This window comes from Methylotuvimicrobium sp. KM1 (assembly GCF_044788715.1).
Lineage (GTDB): Bacteria > Pseudomonadota > Gammaproteobacteria > Methylococcales > Methylomonadaceae > Methylotuvimicrobium.
Window position 1 is genome coordinate 1,230,446 of sequence record NZ_CP173170.1, and the last position, 18,674, is coordinate 1,249,119.

Annotated in this window: 9 protein-coding genes; 1 reads left to right on the forward strand and 8 read right to left on the reverse strand. The window is 49.4% G+C overall.

The window, feature by feature from the left end; all coding sequences use genetic code 11:
- Positions 1 to 250 precede the first annotated feature (250 nt).
- The 8 genes from ACINK7_RS05325 to ACINK7_RS05360 all read right to left on the reverse strand — a co-directional run bounded on the left by ACINK7_RS05325 (position 251) and on the right by ACINK7_RS05360 (position 16,866).
- Positions 251 to 2,155, reverse strand: coding sequence for a transketolase C-terminal domain-containing protein (locus ACINK7_RS05325; protein WP_404360263.1), 1,905 nt, complete (start codon positions 2,153 to 2,155; stop codon positions 251 to 253).
- A gap of 739 nt (positions 2,156 to 2,894) precedes the next feature.
- Positions 2,895 to 5,963 carry an efflux RND transporter permease subunit gene (locus ACINK7_RS05330; RefSeq protein WP_404360264.1) on the reverse strand — a complete coding sequence of 1,023 codons (3,069 nt, stop codon included), beginning with the start codon at positions 5,961 to 5,963 and terminating at the stop codon, positions 2,895 to 2,897.
- Positions 5,960 to 7,054: an efflux RND transporter periplasmic adaptor subunit gene (locus ACINK7_RS05335; protein WP_404360266.1), complete on the reverse strand. Its 1,095-nt coding sequence runs from the start codon at positions 7,052 to 7,054 to the stop codon at positions 5,960 to 5,962. The genes ACINK7_RS05330 and ACINK7_RS05335 overlap by 4 nt, the downstream gene beginning before the upstream one ends.
- Before the next feature lie 775 nt (positions 7,055 to 7,829).
- Positions 7,830 to 8,480, reverse strand: coding sequence for a hypothetical protein (locus tag ACINK7_RS05340; RefSeq protein WP_404360267.1), 651 nt, complete (start codon positions 8,478 to 8,480; stop codon positions 7,830 to 7,832).
- 436 nt (positions 8,481 to 8,916) lie between these two features.
- A complete protein-coding gene (locus tag ACINK7_RS05345) occupies positions 8,917 to 11,025 on the reverse strand; it encodes an EAL domain-containing protein (RefSeq protein WP_404360268.1) in 2,109 nt (702 codons plus the stop codon).
- Entirely contained in the window at positions 11,018 to 11,491 is a 474-nt protein-coding gene (locus ACINK7_RS05350; RefSeq protein ID WP_404360269.1) for a response regulator, read from the reverse strand. The genes ACINK7_RS05345 and ACINK7_RS05350 overlap by 8 nt, the downstream gene beginning before the upstream one ends.
- 15 nt (positions 11,492 to 11,506) lie before the next feature.
- Entirely contained in the window at positions 11,507 to 13,711 is a 2,205-nt protein-coding gene (locus tag ACINK7_RS05355; RefSeq protein WP_404360270.1) for a PAS domain S-box protein, read from the reverse strand.
- Positions 13,708 to 16,866: a GAF domain-containing protein gene (locus ACINK7_RS05360; RefSeq protein WP_404360271.1), complete on the reverse strand. Its 3,159-nt coding sequence runs from the start codon at positions 16,864 to 16,866 to the stop codon at positions 13,708 to 13,710. Before ACINK7_RS05360 ends, ACINK7_RS05355 begins: the two co-directional genes overlap by 4 nt.
- A gap of 615 nt (positions 16,867 to 17,481) precedes the next feature.
- On the opposite strand from ACINK7_RS05360, the gene ACINK7_RS05365 reads away from it, so the two are divergent.
- Entirely contained in the window at positions 17,482 to 18,528 is a 1,047-nt protein-coding gene (locus ACINK7_RS05365; protein ID WP_404360272.1) for a sterol desaturase family protein, read from the forward strand.
- The last annotated feature ends 146 nt before the right edge of the window (positions 18,529 to 18,674 follow it).

An 18,674-nucleotide genomic window follows, 5' to 3' on the forward strand; every position in this document is an offset into this window, starting at 1 on the left:
TTCGGCAGTGCCTGAGGAGGTGTCTGGGTGTCCGATAAAGGCTTTGCCAGCATGGAGCTGGCATAGAGCCTACATGGACGTATTCACGGCGTCCTTTAGCGGGCACCCAGGCGCCGAATTTTGATATACGATGGGTATATTGTGGATGAACCATGCGGAAACGTTTGGGGCGGGTTGAATAACCCGCCCCGCGCGGAAATACTGACAATTCATGCCAGTATGATAACGTTTTAAAACATTATTTTTTAGCTTAGCCTTTTAGCAAGTCTTTGACTTTAGCCATGATTCCGGTCGGATCGATGCCTTGGTGCGGGAATTGCTCCCACAAGCCGCCGCAGCCTTCTTTATGCGTCGCGATATGGGCAAATTTAGGCGTGAAACCGCGTTCCAGTAACCATGAGCCATAGCGACTACCCAGACCGGTTTTGCGGTTGAACGATTCGACGACCAAAACCATCGGCGATTTTCCGACTTTGGCCAGCATGTCTTCGTCGATGACGTTCAATGTCGGTTTGTTGATCAAGCCGACATCGATGCCTTCTTTTTTCAAACGTTCAACTGCATCCAACGCGCGGTATAACGATTCGCCGAAGCTGACGACATAGCCTTGCGTGCCTTCGCGGATGACTTCGTCCTTGCCGGAAACGAATTGGTAATTGCCGCCGAAGAAATCGTTCCCATCGCTATCCAGGATCGTGGGTACCTTGGAACGGGTAGAGAAGACGAAACGCAGACCCGGGTTGAAGAAAATAGTTTCCAAGCAGGCTTTCATTTGGTTCGGGTCGGCCGGGAAGTACAGATTGGTGTCGTAACCGTCGCTCAAACCGTTGTCGGCAAACATGTTGTTTAAACCGAAATGGCAGGTGTTGTCGGCCATGTCGTCGATACCGGAATGCGAGAAATGACATAACACGTTGGAATTGTTCAAGCGTGCCATCGTGATTTCGGAAATACACATTTCCAGGAAAGCACTGAATGTGCCGAAAATACCTTGTTTACCGGCTTCCATACCGAAACCGGCCGCTGCGGAAAAGTTGCCGCGTTCCATGATGCCGGAAGAGATGAAAATCTCGGGGTAAGCATCATGAATTTTCTTTAAACCGCAAGAACCTTCAAGGTCGCTGTCGATCACGCGAACTTTATCCAGACGTTCCGCTTCTGATAATCGGCCCAAAATCCCGACAGACGCATCGCCGAAGACGTTGCGGTTGGCATCCCATTTATCGCTGGAGCCGAGGAATGTGTAGTCTTGTTTCGGTGCTTGGATGGACTTTAAATGTTCAACAGCGGCTTGCTGACCGTTGGCTTCCAAGTATTCCAGCGCCAGTTTCACCGAAATGACATCGTGACCGTGGGTCGAGCCTTCCAAACCTTTGATGCCAGGGCACATCGGGCGGTGATTGATGACCGCGACAGGACCTTGGGTATTGATCGCGGTGACGATGCGGTGGTAAAGGTCGTCGAGGTCTTCGCCGTCGCCTTCTAGTACTTTAACGCCATGGCCTTCCAGTGTTTTTGCGGTGCTGCATCCGCCCAAATAATGGGAAGGGTGGCCGGCGATCGTGACATCGTTATCGTCGATAATGAGTTTCACGTTGAGTTGTTGAGCAACGGCAAGGCGCGCAGCCTCCGCGTCGTTACCTTCTTGTTGCGAGCCGTCGGAACCCAAGCAAAATAATGTCTTGCTAGGGTTTGCAATCGCCACGCCGTTGACGTAAGGCCACATGTGACCTAAGCGACCGGAGCTGAATTTTACGCCGGGTGTAAAGCCCAATTCAGGATGGCCCGGTAGGTGAGAATGCGCTTCACGGTAATGCATCAGCTTTTCGGCCGGTAAATCGCCGTTTAGCGTGGACATCAAGTATTGGGTGGCAACGCGGTGACCTGCTTCATCAAAAAAGACAGGAACAAATTTGTCGTCGTTGCCGCGAAACAGAGCGTCCAGAATCATGACTTCAGGAACCGTATCGAACGGGCCGCCGGTGTGTCCGCCAACGCCTCTGGCGGCGCCGGTCGCTGTGAAAAAAACGATCGCATCGCGGCATAATTGAATATTGGCCTGCAGAGCCGATTTTTGTTCGGCGGTCAGTTTATTGCTGCTTGGATCGAGTGAAATGCGCTGATAAGCGCCGAGATCGATTGGAAATTTAGACATAGTTATTTTTCTTTTCGGTTGGGTTAATAAACGTGCTTTGAACCTAGAAAAAGCATTTTACCATAAAGATCGTAGGGAATAAGTCGTTAATTCAATGGCTTATTCTGCCTATGCAAATCGTTTTTTCCTAAAAGGTTATTTAAGATTTTATAGGGCAAGCCGTTTAAAGGCTTCATGTGTTTCATGGTCAAATTGCCGAGTTTAGGTTGAAAGCGCTCTCTTTATAAAAAACAATTAATCGAATGGTCGAGGTGCAATTTTTCTGATTCCCATTGTCCTCTGTGCGAATCCATGCGTTGGCTGCCGAAACTTGATCGGTATGCGTTCCCACGGAGGACCGTGGGAACGAGGGAAACGGCGAGCAAAACTTATAGCTCCAGGAAGTTATTTTTCACGAAATCCAAAACGTTTCCATAGCGTCATGCATTTCGGTCTCTCACCTAGCGTTAGGTGAGGGACCGAACACCCCGGCGTCTCCTTAAGCAACGCCGAAATTTGAAGTGCGAAAGGTATAGATAAGAATTTAGTTTTATATGTTTTGGCCTGTCTAATGAATGTTAGTGTTTCGCCGTATTCAGATTTCGTTAATCTAGCTTCGGTTTTGACATACCGCCGTCCGTGTCTTCGGCAGCCTTGAATTCGGGCTATTCTGAGCCTGATTTTTAATTGCCTAAAAATCAATTTCGAAAGTATAACTCGTAGGCAAGCTCAACAAAACACTTTCGCAAAAAATGTCGGCTCAATCGTTTCGAACCCAAGTTTGATTTTCACGCTCGGTATAGCGGTCTCTTGCCAGTAGCAGATAAAAAGAAGGGATGACGAAGAGCGTAAATAGAGTTCCAACGCCGAGACCGCTAGCGATGACCAAGCCGATATCGAAACGGCTTGCAGCGCCCGGGCCGGAGGCGATCAGTAAAGGGACCATCGCGACGATCATCGATACGGTGGTCATTAAAATCGGCCGGAGCCGAATTTTTGCCGCTTGTTCAACTGCTTCGCGCTTGGTCAATCCTTCGTGGATCTGCAATTGATTGGCGAATTCGACGATTAATATACCGTTCTTTGCAATTAATCCGATCAACGTGATCAAGCCGACTTGCGTATAAATATTAATCGAGGCAAAGCCGAGCATGATGAAAGCCAGGGCGCTGGCGATCGAGAGCGGGACCGAAATTAGAATGATCAAAGGGTCGCGCCAGCTTTCGAATTGCGCAGCCAACATTAAGTAAATGATCAACAGCGACATGAAAAAAGTCACAACTAGAGCGCTGCCTTGTTGGGCATATTGTCGGGAACTGCCGGTATAGTCGTAACTATAACCGCGCGGAAACAATTCATCGGCTTGCTGTTCCAAATAGTCCATGGCATCGCCGAGTGTTACGCCGGGCGCCATCATGCCCGATACGGTCAGGCTATTGAGTTGTTGAAATTGCGTTCGTTTACTGGGTTCGACCGATTGTTCGATATGCACCAGCGATGATAGCGGTACTTGGCCGCCTGATGCGGTACGCAAATAATAATGCTCGAACTTACTGGTATCGAGGCGCGATAAATCGTCGACTTGCGGTATCACTTTATAACTTCGTCCTTGCAGGCTAAAGTGGTTGATATATTGCCCTCCGAGTAAAGATGCTAGGTTGCTGCCGATGTCTTGCATCGTCAGTCCCAAATCGGCTGCTCGATCGCGGTCGATGACCAAAGTTGCTTTCGGTCGGTTGAAATTGACCTCCTTCATCAAAAAATTGAAGCGCCCGCTTTGTGTCGCACGATCCACCAAAAGGTCTGCTACTTGGTCAAGCGATGCGTAATCGGCATCGGTAACGATTACGAATTGTAGCGGAAGGCCGCCTCCCGAGCCCGGTAAGCTTGGCCGCGGAATGACCGCGGTTTGAAAGCCGGCGATGGTGTTGACCTTGGCCTGCAATTCCGGCTGTATCGCCATTTGCGAACGTTTGCGCAATGTGGTCGAAGGCATTTTAAAGCCGCCGAATACGGTGTTGTTGCTGCCGCCGAAGCCGAGCAACATAAAGCTTTCGTTATATTCCGGTATCGATTCGAACTGTTTGATCAGCTCTTCGGCATAGGTTTCGTTGTAGTTTAAGGTTGCAGTTTGCGGGCCGGTCGCCATGACGAACAGTATGCTTTGATCTTCGGTCGGTGCCAGTTCTTTTTGCGATAGACTGAACATGAAATAAATGCTGATCAACACCATCAGCGCGAAGGCTATGATCATCGATGGGGTTTCCAGTAGTGGATGCAGCAATTTCCGGTAACGTTCGGACCAATCATTAAAGATTGCTTCGACCGCATGTTCGAAACGGCCAGCCTTGCCTTGATCCTTCAGGATTTTGGAGCTCAGCATCGGTGCGAGAGTGAGTGCAACGATGCTCGAAATGACCACCGCACCGGCTAGGGTAAAAGCGAATTCGGTAAACAAGGTGCCGACCAAGCCGCCCATGAAGCCGACCGGCAAATAGACCGCAACTAGCGCCACCGTTGTCGCGATTACCGGAAGAACCAATTCGCGCGTGCCTTCGATGGCCGCTTCGAATTTGGATTTGCCCAATTCGATATGGCGATGCACGTTTTCGACGACAATGATTGCGTCGTCGACGACTAGACCGATGCCCAGCACCATTGCCAGCATGGTGAGCAGGTTTACTGAAAACCCCATGAGTAGCATCAAAAAAGTGCCGCCGATTAATGATAGGGGGACTGTGATCGATGGAACCAGTGCGGCACGAATCGAGCCCAATGATAAATAAATGATCAATAAGACGATGATCAATGCTTCGGCCAGCGTGCGAAAGACTTCGTTGATCGAATCCTGGATAAAACGGCTCGCATCGTAAGGTAGCAGGATATGCATGGCTTCAGGCAAGTCTTTTTCAATTTCGTCCAGCATATCGCGGACGGCATAGGCAACCGTCAGCGGGTTGGCCCCGGGTGCTTGTTCTATACCCATGAAAATCGCGGTCTTGCCTTTATACCAGTTGACCATGTCGTAATCTTCGCTGCCCAATTCGGTATCGGCAACATCGGATAGCCTGATTAGCGTACCGCCGCGATTGCCGACGATCAGATTGCGAAAATCCTGTTCGCTGACGACATCGGTTGTCGCGCTTAAATCGACCGTAACGAAATTTCCCTTGGTTTGACCGGCCCCCGACAAGTAATTGTTCGAGCGCAACACATTCGCAACATCCTCGGCAGTTACGCCGAGCGACGACATGCGCTTGGGATCGAGCCAGATACGCATCGCAAAGGTTTTATTACCGAGTACATTGGCTTTCCCGACGCCCGGTATCGATTGGATTTTCGGTTTAACGACGCGAAGCATGTAATCGCTGATTTGCGAAGGTTTCATCGTATCGCTATATAACGCGACATACATCAATGCAGTCGTATCGCCGACTTGCGATGTAATGACCGGGTCTTCCGATTCGGCTGGTAAGACATTGCGTTGACTTGCTACTTTCGCTTGAATTTCGGCTAACGCGGCATTCGGGTCGTAGTTAAGGCGCATGTGCGCTTCAATCGTCGAAACGCCTTGGCGACTGTTCGAGGACAGATAATCGATGCCGTCGGCCTCGGCGATGGCCTGCTGTAGAGGCGTGGTAATGAAGCCTTGCACTAAATCGCTGCTAGCGCCGGGATAGGATGTGGTAACCGTGACGACGGTATTTTCGGTTTCGGGATATTGTCTGAGCTCCAGCGCCGTGATGGCTCTCAAGCCGAGTACTAAGATTAATAGGCTGACAACGCTGGCGAGGACCGGCCGTTCGATGAAAAGGTCGGTGAACTTCACTGTGAAATCTCCCGTTCGCCAGGGGCGGGTTTATCATCCAACTTAACCGGCATGCCGTTACGTAATTTGACTTGGCCGGCGCTAACGACTCGTTCGCCAAGCTTCAAACCGCTAATGATTTCCACGCGGCCGGCGCGTGTTTGCCCGGTTTCGATTTGCCGGTTTTGTACGATCAGGTCTTGCTCGCCCGGTTCGATCACGAATACCGAATTGCCGTACGGGTTATAGGTGATCGCGGTATCCGGTAGTGTCAGTACCTTGAGTGCTTGGTCCGATAAAATGTTGATTTGTGCGAACATGCCCGGATGCAGCAGTTTTTCGCTGTTGTTTAGCATGGCGCGAACTTGCGCGGACCGCGTGCCTTGGTCGATCAGCGGACTCACGGCGCTGATTTCGCCGTTGAATTCTCGGCCCGGGTAAGCTTGTACGGTCGCAATAACTTGGCGGCCTTTAACGAGTCGATGCAGATAGCGTTCGGGGACGGTAAAGTCCAAATAAATCGGGTCCAGTTGTTGCAAAGACACGATTGCCGAACCTTCCGTTAAGTATTGGCCGAGGTTGACTAGACGAATGCCGAGTTTTCCGGTGAAAGGTGCGCGAATACGTTTTTTGTCAATCAGTGTGCGTTTAGCATAAACGGCCGCGGCGGTTTCGTCGAGTAGGGCATGGTTCTGATCGTAATCGGATTGGGAAATGAAATTTTTATCTATTAGCTTTTCGCTCCGCTCGAAGCGGACCTTGGCGAGCCGCATTTCGGCTTCGAGTCCTTGTAATTCTGCGCGATCGGTCGACGCATCCAGTTCCAACAGCAATTGTCCCTTTTTAACCAATTGGCCGGAATCGAAATGAATCGCTTCGACTTTGCCGGCGACTTCGTTGCTAACATCAACACCGGCAATGGCGGTTAAGCTTCCCACTGCGGACAATGTGGAAGGCCAGATTTCCTGGGTGACTTCGGTGGCTGCAACGACGGCAGGCGGCGGAGGTTGAAATCGGCCGGCTTCTTGATGAAGTTGGTAAAACTTCAGTCCGAAAATGCCGCCAAAAATCAACACGGAAAATAATAATAGAATCAGCAAACGTTTGAGCATGTTAGTTTTAATACCGAATCGATGGGAATGTGGAGGCAAAACCAGTACCTAAATTATTCAAGATAGTCAATTATAACCAATGGTTTATGGAATTTAGGTGCTGGGTGGATGTGGATTTTTCAGGAGCAATAATCGACCGAGCACCCCGGCGCCGAAATTTTCCTCGTTCCCACCGCTCCAGCGTGGGAATGCATACCGATTTTGCCTTGGCTGCCACGGTATGGGTTTCTACGGAGGACCTCTCATCGTTATACATAAATCGTGTATTATTATGATCTTGCCATCTTAGCTAATGCGACCTCGATGCCATTTATTGTCACCTAACGTTCATGAAGGCCCGGCAATCGCCCTGGCAAAGTGTGGGAGAGAGTGCGGTCACTCGCCCGACAGGACGCCGTGAATACGTCCATGTAGTCTCGACGGCGGAATCTGATTGCCATGGATGGCATGAATGCAGATTTTGCATTACGCCATGGATGGCGTGTATTAGGGCAATGCAGGAGCAATTGCCGAGGAGCAAAAATCTGCCCTGCCGCCGACGCCTGTCGATCGAGCAACCGCACCCTCTTCGGAACCGGCATTGTTGTATATCGAAAAATTATGCCCATCGTAGATCAAAATTCGGCACCGGGGTGCCCGTCAAAGGACGCCGTGAATACGTCCATGTAGGCTCTATGCCAGCACCGCGGTGCCTCCTTAGAGCCTGCCGAAATTTGAAGTGCGAAAGGTATATAACGACGAGCAGAGGTTCGTGGGAACCGGAAAACCATGATGGCTAGCGGTTATCAAGTTCCTTTATCATTTGTCGGATCCGATTTAGCAATTGTTGTTGCTGTGTCGTCGGCAATCGTTTTAGGTCACGTTCGAATTCAGTAAGTCCGTAATCCGCTGTTTCATTGCTCGAATTGGATAATTGTATGCCGCAATCGGCGAGAACGCGAGTGATGGGTTCGCGTGCGTCATCTAGCGGCATCGCCCCCGACAATATTTTTTTGAGCATGGTATGGATGCGCACAAAAACAGATTTTCCGTTTAGTAACGCCTCGGCAAATGCTTGTGCATGCTCGTCGTTATAGGCTCTTCGTCTCGAATCCGAAAATGTGCGCATTTCAATCGTGACGAACGCTTGATTATCGATTCGATAATCGAAGTCGAACGGTTGATTTTGAGATGTAATTAGACTGTTGGAATCGGCTATGAGTTGCAATTGATTCGCCTTGCAAACGATTTCAAGTCTGATCAAGTCATATAGCCCCCGTTTCGGTAACGGCGACCTCGCTAAAGTGTATTCAAGGTTAGCTAAGCGGTCCCAGTCGCGATGGTAACTCCATGTGTGGAAGTCCTCAGCTACTGCTGTTTGTAAAGACAAAGCGACAATGCATAGAGTCTGTAAAAAATGCTTAAATAATAGAGTTTTAAGTTTCATTGAGCAATAGGCCCTAAAGCTTTGATAAAGAACCTTAGGATACACTAAAACTCGAATCGAAAGCTAAATCGAGTAAAGCCAATTCAATGCTCGGCAGGACGGCGGTTGAAACCCCGTTCTAAACATTTCGAACGTTACCAAAGCTAGCCGAAATATTTAGGGTACAACGAAATGTTGGGTACGGGTTAAATAACTCGTACCGCCGAGGTAGCTCGTATTCCGCTACGCTGCATACGGGCTACGCCAATATCGAGGCTATGTTCGCGTCAACCTAAATTCGGTAGTCAGTCCACGAAAATCATGAAATACACGAATCCCTTGACTACCCATTGGGTGAGCAACTTGGAGAGTATAGCTAATTGAATGTTTTCGTGATTTTCGTGTATTTCATGGACAAAAATGCTTTTTATATAAGATTAATGCAGTTTATTGTCGGCTAATTCGCTTTCCCGTCGGAGCATCGATATCGATCGCTTTGTCGGGTCAATTCATCCGCCGGCATGGGGCGCGCGAATAAATAACCTTGAGCGATATTGCAACCTTCGCGTTCAAGAAATTGAGCTTGCTCCTCGGACTCAACGCCTTCCGCGACGGCTTCCAGCCCTAGGTTTCGAGCTAGCGAGATGATAACCCGGACGATGGCCTCGCCGTGTTCATCGCGGCCGATGTCCTGCACGAAGGATTGATCGATTTTTAACCGGTCCAGCGGGAGGTTTTTTAGATAAGCCAGACTGGAATAACCGGTGCCGAAATCGTCAATCGATAGCGAGATACCTTGTTGACGTAAATTATCCAAAATGCGCATGGCTTGCTCCGGTTGGCGCATGATCATCGATTCAGTCACTTCCAATTCCAGATGCTTGGCAGGGATATTGACTCTCTCCAAAGCTGCGGATATTTGGCCTGCGAGATCCTCCCGGTCGATTTGTTGCACCGATAAATTGACCGATGCGAGAGGAACGTCAAAGCCATCCGCTTGCCACTCGGCCATTTGTCTGACGGCTTCATTTAAAACCCATTCGCCGATTTCACCGATGATACCCATGTCCTCGGCTAACGGAATGAATTGGCCTGGCGAGACTAAGCCTAATTCTGCGTGTTGCCAACGCACTAATGCCTCGACTCCCGCAAGCGTACGGTCGAGCAAATTAATTTGAGGTTGATAATAAAGTAAAAGCTCGTTTCGGGCGACTGCGCCGCGCAGAGCGTTCTCCATGATCAAGCGCTCGAAAGCGCCGGTAGTTAGGCCTGATGAAAAGAATTGATATGTATTACGGCCTTGTTGTTTGGCTTGATACATCGCTAGGTCGGCATGTTTCAGTAGTGTGTCGACGTCTTTGCCGTCTTGCGGAAACAGTGCGATGCCGATGCTGGCGGTCACGGTTAACGTGTGGTCATCGATGAACATCGGCCGGTTAAAAATTTGCAATAATTTATGTGCGACGATGACCGCGTGATGCGCGGTGGAATCGTCTTCCAACAGCAGAACGAATTCGTCGCCGCCTAGTCGGGCCAGCGTATCGTCGGCTCGAATCGCTTGTTGCATACGTTCGGCGGCTTCTTTCAATAAGTCGTCGCCTACCGGGTGACCCAGAGTATCGTTAATTGTTTTGAACCGGTCCAGATCAAGAAATAATACGGCCAGGTTCTTGTTTTCTCGTTGCGCATGGATCAAGGCATGCCCGAGGCGGTCTCTGAATAAGGTGCGATTAGGTAGGCGTGTTAATGCATCGTGATGAGCCAGAAAGTCGAGTTGCGCCTGGGCTTCCTTGACCGAGCTGATATCGTTGAACACGCCGACAAAATGCGTGGTAGTGCCTTCGCTGTTTTTGACCGCACTGATAGTCAACCATTCCGGATAAACTTCGCCGTTTTTACGCCGATTCCAGACTTCGCCGCGCCAATGGCCTGTGCCTAATAGTGTATTCCACAACTCGAAAAAAAAAGACCTGTCTTGGTGGTTTGATTTCAGGATGCGGGGGTTTTTGCCGAGCACCTCGATCTTGGTATAGCCGGTGATTTGTTCGAAGGCCGGATTAACGGCTACGATATTGGCATCGATGTCGGTAACGATGATGCCTTCGCCGGTCGATTCAAAGACCTGGTCGGCGAGACGAAGCTTTTCGAGATAGCGCTTGCGTTCGTCGCGTAGTTCTTTTTCTTCCAACGCATGCCGGATCGCGGCGCCCAAGCGAGCAGGACGGTCTTTCAACACATAATCGAAAGCGCCTTTTTGCAAGGCATCGATCGCGATTTCCTCGCCGATACTGCCGGAAACAACCACGACAGGAATATCGTTATCGCGGTTATGTAGCAGTTCCAAGACTTTGAGTCCGCTGAATTTCGGTAGACACCAGTCGGTTAAAATCAAATCAGGCCGGGTATCGAGCGCTTTCAGAAAGTCCTGTTCGTTTTGTACCCGTTGCCAATCGAAATTTAATCCGTCATTCTTCAGTTGTAATACCATCAGTTCGGCATCGACCGGGACGTCCTCGACGATCAGAATGCGCAATACTTCGTTACGTTCCATAAATGATTTAGTCATTTTCTGCCTCAGGTTTAGAGGTAACTCCGAGCGGCGGCCCGATATTTAGACTTAACCAATAGTTTTCGATTTGCTTGATGACTTCGATAAAGCCGGAGAACGAAACAGGTTTGACGAGATAGGAATTAGCGCCGATATCGTAAGATAAAGCCCGGTCGCCTTCTTCGCGTGATGAAGTCAAAATAACGACCGGTATGCGTTTGATCAATGGTGCGGTTTTGATTTGCTTGAGTACATCGAAGCCGTCGATACCCGGCATTTTAAGATCAAGCAGTATCAGATTTGGTAACGGATAACGCTTTCGGTCGCCGTAGTCGCCGCGTCCGAATAAATAATCGAGCGCTTCGCGGCCGCTTGAGGCCGTTTCGATTCGGTTGATCAGCCGGGCTTCATGAAAGGCGTCCAGTGCTAATTCGATATCCATGCGATTATCGTCCACTAACAATATAAAGGCCTCATTATTCATAACGATTCTCATGCTTTAATTGGCGACGGGAAGCCGAACACTAAACGTGCTGCCGTTGCCGGGGGTGGATTCGACTTCTACCGAGCCGCCCATCATGCGTGCCGATTTGGCGACGATGGCGAGACCTATCCCTGTTCCCGGGTATTCGTCTTCACTGTGCAGGCGCTGAAAAACCTGAAAAATTTTATCATAATACTCAGGTTCAATACCTATGCCGTTATCGGTCACTTGAATGATGACTCGGCCGTTATTATTACGCGACGAGATTGTGATTTTGGGCGGAATATCCGGTTTACGGTAAATCAACGCATTATCGAGTAAGTTGGATAATATTTGCCCAATTAAAGTGACGTCGCCGATTGGTGACGCCAGCGGTTCGATGATTTCAAGCGAGGCTTGAGTCGCCGTCATGCGTTCGGCAAATGTTGCCGATAGTTGTTTCAGCAACGGCGATAGATCTATAGGGCTCATTTGTATGGCGCGCCGCCCGGTGCGAGAATATTCCAGTAGGTCCTCGATCAATTGACTCATACGGTTTCCGGCTTCGATGACGTTATCGAGATAATGGCGGCCCTCGTCATTGAGCGCATTGCTATGCCTGCGTGCCAGAATTTGCGCAAAACCGTTAATGGCACGCAGTGGTGCGCGTAGGTCGTGCGAAACCGAATAGGAAAACGATTCGAGTTCTTTATTGGCTTGTTCCAGTTCGGCCGTGCGTTCGCTAACTCGTCGTTCCAGATATGCATTCAGTCTGAGCACTTCCTGTTCCGCTTCGATTCGTTCGGTGATGTCCAAGCAGTAGCCCAGATAGCCGACAAAATCGCCTTTGTGATCGTAACGAGGCACGCCGTCGTCGATAATCCATCGGTATTCCCCATCGTGACGCCGCAAGCGGTAAACGATAGAGAATTTTTCGCGCTTGTCGAAAGACTCATTATAAACTTGCACGCAACGATCGTAGTCATCGGTATGCACGCCTTCGGCCCAGCCGAAACCCCATTCTTGTTCTAGCGTCCGTCCGGTGAATTGACGCCAGGGTTCGTTGAAATAGTCGCACATTTTATCGAGGCGCGCCGACCAAATGAGTACGCGCCCGTTATTGGCAAGTGAACGGTAACGCGTTTCGCTTTCTTTCAATGCAATTTCGGCGGCCTTTTGATCTTCGATCAAGCTTAATAATACCAAGCGCTGTCGGTCCGATTCTTTTAACAATTGTTCGGTTTCGGTTCGTGCCGCATGAGTGGCTTGTTCGGCTTGTTTTCGTTTGGTGATATCGATCACGATCGCGACCGTCCAGTTCGGCGACCGACCTTGTTCCCATAACGGCGAAACCGTTAAATTGACCCAAACGCTGTGACCTTTTTTATGGATATAGCGTTTTTCCATTGAAAATTCGCGAATTTCTCCGGCCAGAAGTCGCTGCGTTTTTGCGTTGTCGTCTGCTAGGTCTTCGGGGTGCGTGATGCTTTGATAGGTTAGGTGTTCCATTTCATTGCGGGTATATCCGACAATATCGCAAAATCGTCGATTGATTCGCATGAAGCGGCCGGTGCGTATGTCGATCTGAGCAACGCCTGCCGCGGCTTGCTCGAATAAGGTGCGAAATCGCGTCTCGCTTTCGCGAAGTTCTGCAGTATCGCGGTCGCGCCGAAGCCTTATTATCATTAGTGAACCGAGCATGACAACCGCTAAAGGGTAGATGGTCAAAACCGGTAAGGCGATATCTGCGAGGACCTGTATTGCGGTGGAATAAGGAAGAACCAGCATCAAGGCTAGCATCAAAACATGCACTAAAAGCCCGAATAGCCAAAGTTCGCGCCCCGATATTTCGACGAGCGGCGATGGCCGAAAATGCCGCCAAAGTATGCCGGCGAGTCCCGATACGATAATGACCGAAACTCCGGTCCATGTTGCAATGCCGCCTTGATAGAGACGTAATGCCGCTGTTCCGGCCATGGCAACGGCGGTCGGGATGGTGCCGAAGAACAGACCGGAAATACTTAACAGTACCGACCGAGTATCGAAGATGATGCCGGGTTGATAATACCAAGGCGTCAGCATGATGACAGTACCGATCAGGGCAAGTCCTGAGCCGATTAAAATTTGCCCGACTACATTCGGTTTAAATAAGAAGCGACCGGCCGACATGTCGAAGGCCAGCGCGATCGTCAACAATAATGCGGCATTTTGGAGTATTGCTAGCGCTCCGGAGACAATCATGGTTTGAGTTCCGGTTTTGACGCGGAGTAGCGCGTCGGTTCGCCAAGTCGGGTTAGTAGGGCGTTGACTTCTCGTTTCAAGTCCATGATCCTCGACTCCCTGTCTAAGGTGACGGTGTGCCAGCGGCGCAGTTCGTGCAATTGTCGGTTAAGTTTTTGAGTATCCAGTGCTCTTTCAATCGCAATCGCGGCTAAATGCGCAAAGGTATTGATTAACTGTCGCTCGCTTTCGGTTGCGTGGCGCGGCGTTCGGTAATAAGCCGCGAAAGTGCCGAGTACCTTGCCGGTCCCGGAAAGAATCGGTGTGGACCAGCAGGCGCGCAAACCATGATCGAGAGCGAGGTGTTTATAATTTTTCCATAGCGGGCTTTCGGCGATATCGTCGACGAATACCGGTTGCTTAGTAAAAGCAGCCGTGCCGCAGGAGCCGACCGAAGGCCCGATTTCAATGCCGTCCACGGCTTGGTTGTATGCGTCAGGCAGGCTCGGTGCCGACCCATGCCTAAGATGTAAGCCGTCCGCATCCATCAGCAAGATCGAGCACAGCATGTCGGGGCTGTGCTGTTCTATATTGCGCGCGATATGTTTCAGTATTGTCGTTAGCGGTCGCCCTTCGGCGATTTGCTCCAAGGCGTTGTTAGCTGCGGCGAGCAGAGCTTGCTGTTGTTTGAGTTCGCTGATGTCTCGGGCGATGCCGAGAACGCCGATGAGTTTTCCGTTGGCATCGTACATCGGCGTTTTCGTGGTTTGCACCCGAATATTGCGCCCGTTTCCCGAAAAAGTCAGTGTTTCTTCGTTCGTGACCGGCTTTCCAGCGGCTGCCGCAGCGAGGTCGTTCGCACGGAAGTTGTTCGCTGTTTCCGAGTCGACAAAGTCGTAATCGGTTTTGCCGATAATTTCGGATACAGGGACTCCGAATAATTTTTCGATAGCCGGATTGCAGGCCAGGAAGGTACCGCTATGATCTTTTAGCCATACAAAATCGGGTATCGTCTCGAAGAGTGTTTTTAATCTATGTTCGGCTTGTTTACGCGCGGTTTCGCGTTCGAAATTATCCAATGCGAAAGAAATATCCTGAGCCATTTCTTCCAATAAAGTGCGCATTTGCCGGTCGAAAATATGCGTTTCGGCGGCATAAAGGTTGAATACCGCGACCAATCGGTTGCCGCAACGCAAGGGTAGAGCAACCGATGCGCCGATGCCGTATTGCCGGGCCAGGTCGTGCCATGGCGCGGTTATCGTGTCGTTAAGAAAGTCCTCGCAATAATAAGGGCGTCCTTTGCGTATGACGCTGGCGGTCGGCCCCCTGCCTTTCGATGAACCGGGGTCGATCACGATTTCGGTTTGACGGATATATTCATCGAGCGCGCCGAAACTGGCTACCGGTTCGATTCGACCGGATATGTCGTCGATGCGGCCGATCCAAGCGCCAAGATAACCGCCGTATTCGACTGCGATGCGGCAGAGGCGCTGAAAAAGCTTATCCGGATCGCGAGTTCTTACGATCGCCTGATTGGTTTCGCTGAGTGTTGCATAGGCTTTATTGAGGCGCTGTATTTGCTCTTCGGCGGCTTGTCGAGCGCTAATGTCACGAATAAAGCTTTGTCGGTAATGATTGCCGTCGATCTCTAAAAGGCTGCAACTGATTTCGACCGGAAAGATATCGCCGTTTTTGTGTAATTGTAACGTTTCGAACAACGCTCCGTCCTTCGTGTCGGTGTGCGGCCAGATGTTTTGGATGGCGGACTGAAGATGCGACGGCGTTAAGTCGCGGATAGTCATCGAGCACAATTCGTCGATTTCGTAACCGTATGCCGTTGAGGCGGCATCGTTGGCTTCGACGATGCGTCCTTCTAGATCGGTTAGTAAAAAGATATCGCGCGCCAGTTTAACCAGCCTGTCATAATGGCCGACAATTGCTGCCCGGTCTTCCAGTTGCCGTTGCCGGAATAAGGTAAAGCGCATTTGTTGACTGCGCCAGAGCAGCAAAACGGCAAGACCTCCGGCGCCAACTGCAAATATGACCACCAGAAAAATCAATTTTGCCCGCAGTTTCAACGGTTTCAATATTGCATCGGCATTACTTTCTAATAAGACATGCCAAGGCATGCCGGAAATCGGTTGAAATGTTGCCAATACTTCCGTGTTGCGGTCATTGATGCATACGCAGAAACCGGTGCCGTCAAGTACAGCTTGGGTAGCGGATAAGCTTGCTTGGCTTAACGGTTTGCGGAGTGTGTGAGGAGTGTTGGCTATCCAATCGGTTTTGTTGAGATAGACCGCTTCATCGCCTTCTCGGCGTACTAACAATAATTCCGAATCGGCGGAAATGGCTGACCATTCATTGAGGGATTTATAGACCTGTATAGTCGGATCGGCGCTCAATACCATCATGACAAAGGTTTTATGCAGCTCGTTGACAATTATCGGTGCGATGAATTCGAGACGATATTGATCGGGTGCGGATCTGAGGCGATGTATGTCGTTGATCGCCAGTTGCCGGGATTGTGTAGAGGCGATAATGGCTTTTTGCAGAGCGGCCGAGGTTTCGATGGCTTCGCCGGTTGAGAATAAAGCCAGTCCTTTTTTTGTATAGAGCGTTACGCCGACCCATTCTTTGGTTTCGAGTAGAGCGTCGAAATAGCTTTGTAGTCTGGCTTCAGAGGTTTTGTCTAGTTGTTCGGAAACGGGCGTGTCGATTGCTAAAAACGGCGGATGGGATTGTATCAGTTTAATGTCTTGACGGCGTTCGACTAACCAGTTTTCGATCTGGCGGGTCGTGAGTTTAACTATGCTCGACTGTATGGAGAATTGTCGTGCGGTAAATTCCTCGGCATGTTGGCGATGTACCAAATAGCCGAAGCCGCCAATCACGACTGTCATTAAAATGTAAACGGCAATCAGTAAGCTGGCACGGAATCCGAAAACTCCGGAGCTTGCTTCATGCCGGGATGGTAGCTTAAGCCTCAATAAAGCATAAAGGAGAAGCGCGGTCATTAATACGAAGGCCGTGCCTTTCCAAGCTTGAATGCGTACCAGCAGAGTTCTGTTGGTGATGAGTAAGTCGACTAGCCAATCCGAAGTCAATATCCAAAAGCCGGCGAAAGCCAAATACAGGAATGCAATGATGGCTGCTTTTGAAAGTCGTTGGCGCACTGTCATGTTCCTATAGTGAGCTCATAAAATCGGCGTTGACTAAGGTTGTTATTGACGCAGATGGTAAGGATGAGAGTTTGTTTTTATCAATTAGCACTTAGGATACAGGTTAGTCGAAAAAAAACAAATTTTGGGTATAGGGGCCTAAGAGTCACTGCCATTAAGTTAAGAGAAGCCTTTCATTCCGCCATGGATGGCAGGATTTTGATGCGCATTCGGGCTTGAATGCCAGCTTAACTTAATGACGTTGGCGGGTTGGTGCGGCGCGATAATTTGACCGCTTCTGTGAATAATGCTGTTTAAAGTGCGACTTTGGTGCGCAAATAAGAAACAATTGCACCTGGTTGGTACAAATAGTTGCTTTATTGCAACAGCGATTATTGCTTGCCTAGCGGCGACGGGTTTTATAAAAAGCCTGGGAAACGTTTTTAATATGATGAAATCTAAGGATTAAATAGCTTGTTGTTAATGGATGGATTAAGTGTTTACCAAAATATATGGATTTTGGCAAGTGCTTTGCTTCGAACAAAGTGACTATGAAAAAAGTGGCGGGGTGATGGTTGCAGCTCTAGCCGGTTTTTGACTATTTTTTGATACTTCTGTGAGGATAAGTCCATGACTTTAACGATGAGTACTTCCATGAGTTTTTTTGAGGCGGTAGCTAGTTGGCCGATGATCACTTCATTCGACCTGGCTGGATTTACATTATTGATGTTTTTTATCATTTTGTCCGCCATTGAGGCGCATCGTCCTCGAAAGAAATTGCCGAAAAGTAATTTAAAAAACTCTTATCGAGTTAATATCACTTTATTATTGTTCAACAGTTTGGTGTTGTCGCTATTGTCGGTTTCATCGTTGCTGGTCGTGGCCGAGAATTTTTCCGGTGCGGGTATTTTGAGCGGAATGTCGGATTCATTGATGAAGGCCGCGTTGTCGTTACTTTTGCTGGATTTGGTATTTTATCTTTGGCACAAGGCTTGTCATGACTTTGATGTTTTATGGCTATTTCATAAGGTCCATCATAGTGAGCCGTATCTGAATGCCTCGACCGCATATCGTGTGCATATTTTGGAGATATTGGCCGCTACATTCATTAAAGCAGTGAGTATCGTGTTTTTCGGTTTCGATAAAGCCAGTGTATTGGCTTACGAATTGTTGATGATGCTGTTTGTTATGTTTCATCACGCAAATATTGCATTTTCTCGAGAAAAAGACCTAGGGTATTTATTCATTACCCCCTATCTGCATCGGGTTCATCACTCGACGGTTCGAGCTGAGCATGACAGAAATTATGGCGCGGTGTTTTCGATTTGGGATCGTCTGTTTGGAACTTTGATCGAGTTGGAGCCTAAACAAATTGGACTGAATGGTCGAGCGCCGCTGACTTTTTTCAAATTGTTAAAGTTTGGTGTGACGCAGGAACCCAAGGCGACTCCAGTCGATGAGATGCCCGAGGCCATGCCGATGATTGCCGAGGCGGCTTATTTCAGAGCCGAAAAGCGCGGTTTTGAGCCGGGTAATGAAATGCTTGATTGGTTGGAGGCGGAACGCGAAGTCGTACGGAATGTATATGCCGGAAATGCCATCAAAAAACGCTTCCGGTTTGATATAGGGGCCTTGTTGAAGCTAAGCTTCAAAAACAATGGGGCCATGCAGAGTTGATCGAACCCGAAAGTATCGTTTCCTCGTTCCCACGCTCCTGCGCTTGCCGTTATACATAAGTCGTAGATACCGTCTTGCCATCTTGGCGAATGTGACCTCGATACCCTTTATTGTTGCTTAACGTAACCGACTTCGAAATCGCGACG

What these genes read in the sequence shown, in the direction of transcription:
- ACINK7_RS05350 (WP_404360269.1), bottom strand. Translation starts at nt 11,491, where the DNA reads ATGAATAATGAGGCCTTTATATTGTTAGTGGACGATAATCGCATGGAT.
- ACINK7_RS05345 (WP_404360268.1), bottom strand. Translation starts at nt 11,025, where the DNA reads ATGACTAAATCATTTATGGAACGTAACGAAGTATTGCGCATTCTGATC.
- ACINK7_RS05335 (WP_404360266.1), bottom strand. Translation starts at nt 7,054, where the DNA reads ATGCTCAAACGTTTGCTGATTCTATTATTATTTTCCGTGTTGATTTTT.
- ACINK7_RS05355 (WP_404360270.1), bottom strand. Translation starts at nt 13,711, where the DNA reads ATGATTGTCTCCGGAGCGCTAGCAATACTCCAAAATGCCGCATTATTG.
- ACINK7_RS05365 (WP_404360272.1), top strand. Translation starts at nt 17,482, where the DNA reads ATGACTTTAACGATGAGTACTTCCATGAGTTTTTTTGAGGCGGTAGCT.
- ACINK7_RS05340 (WP_404360267.1), bottom strand. Translation starts at nt 8,480, where the DNA reads ATGAAACTTAAAACTCTATTATTTAAGCATTTTTTACAGACTCTATGC.
- ACINK7_RS05325 (WP_404360263.1), bottom strand. Translation starts at nt 2,155, where the DNA reads ATGTCTAAATTTCCAATCGATCTCGGCGCTTATCAGCGCATTTCACTC.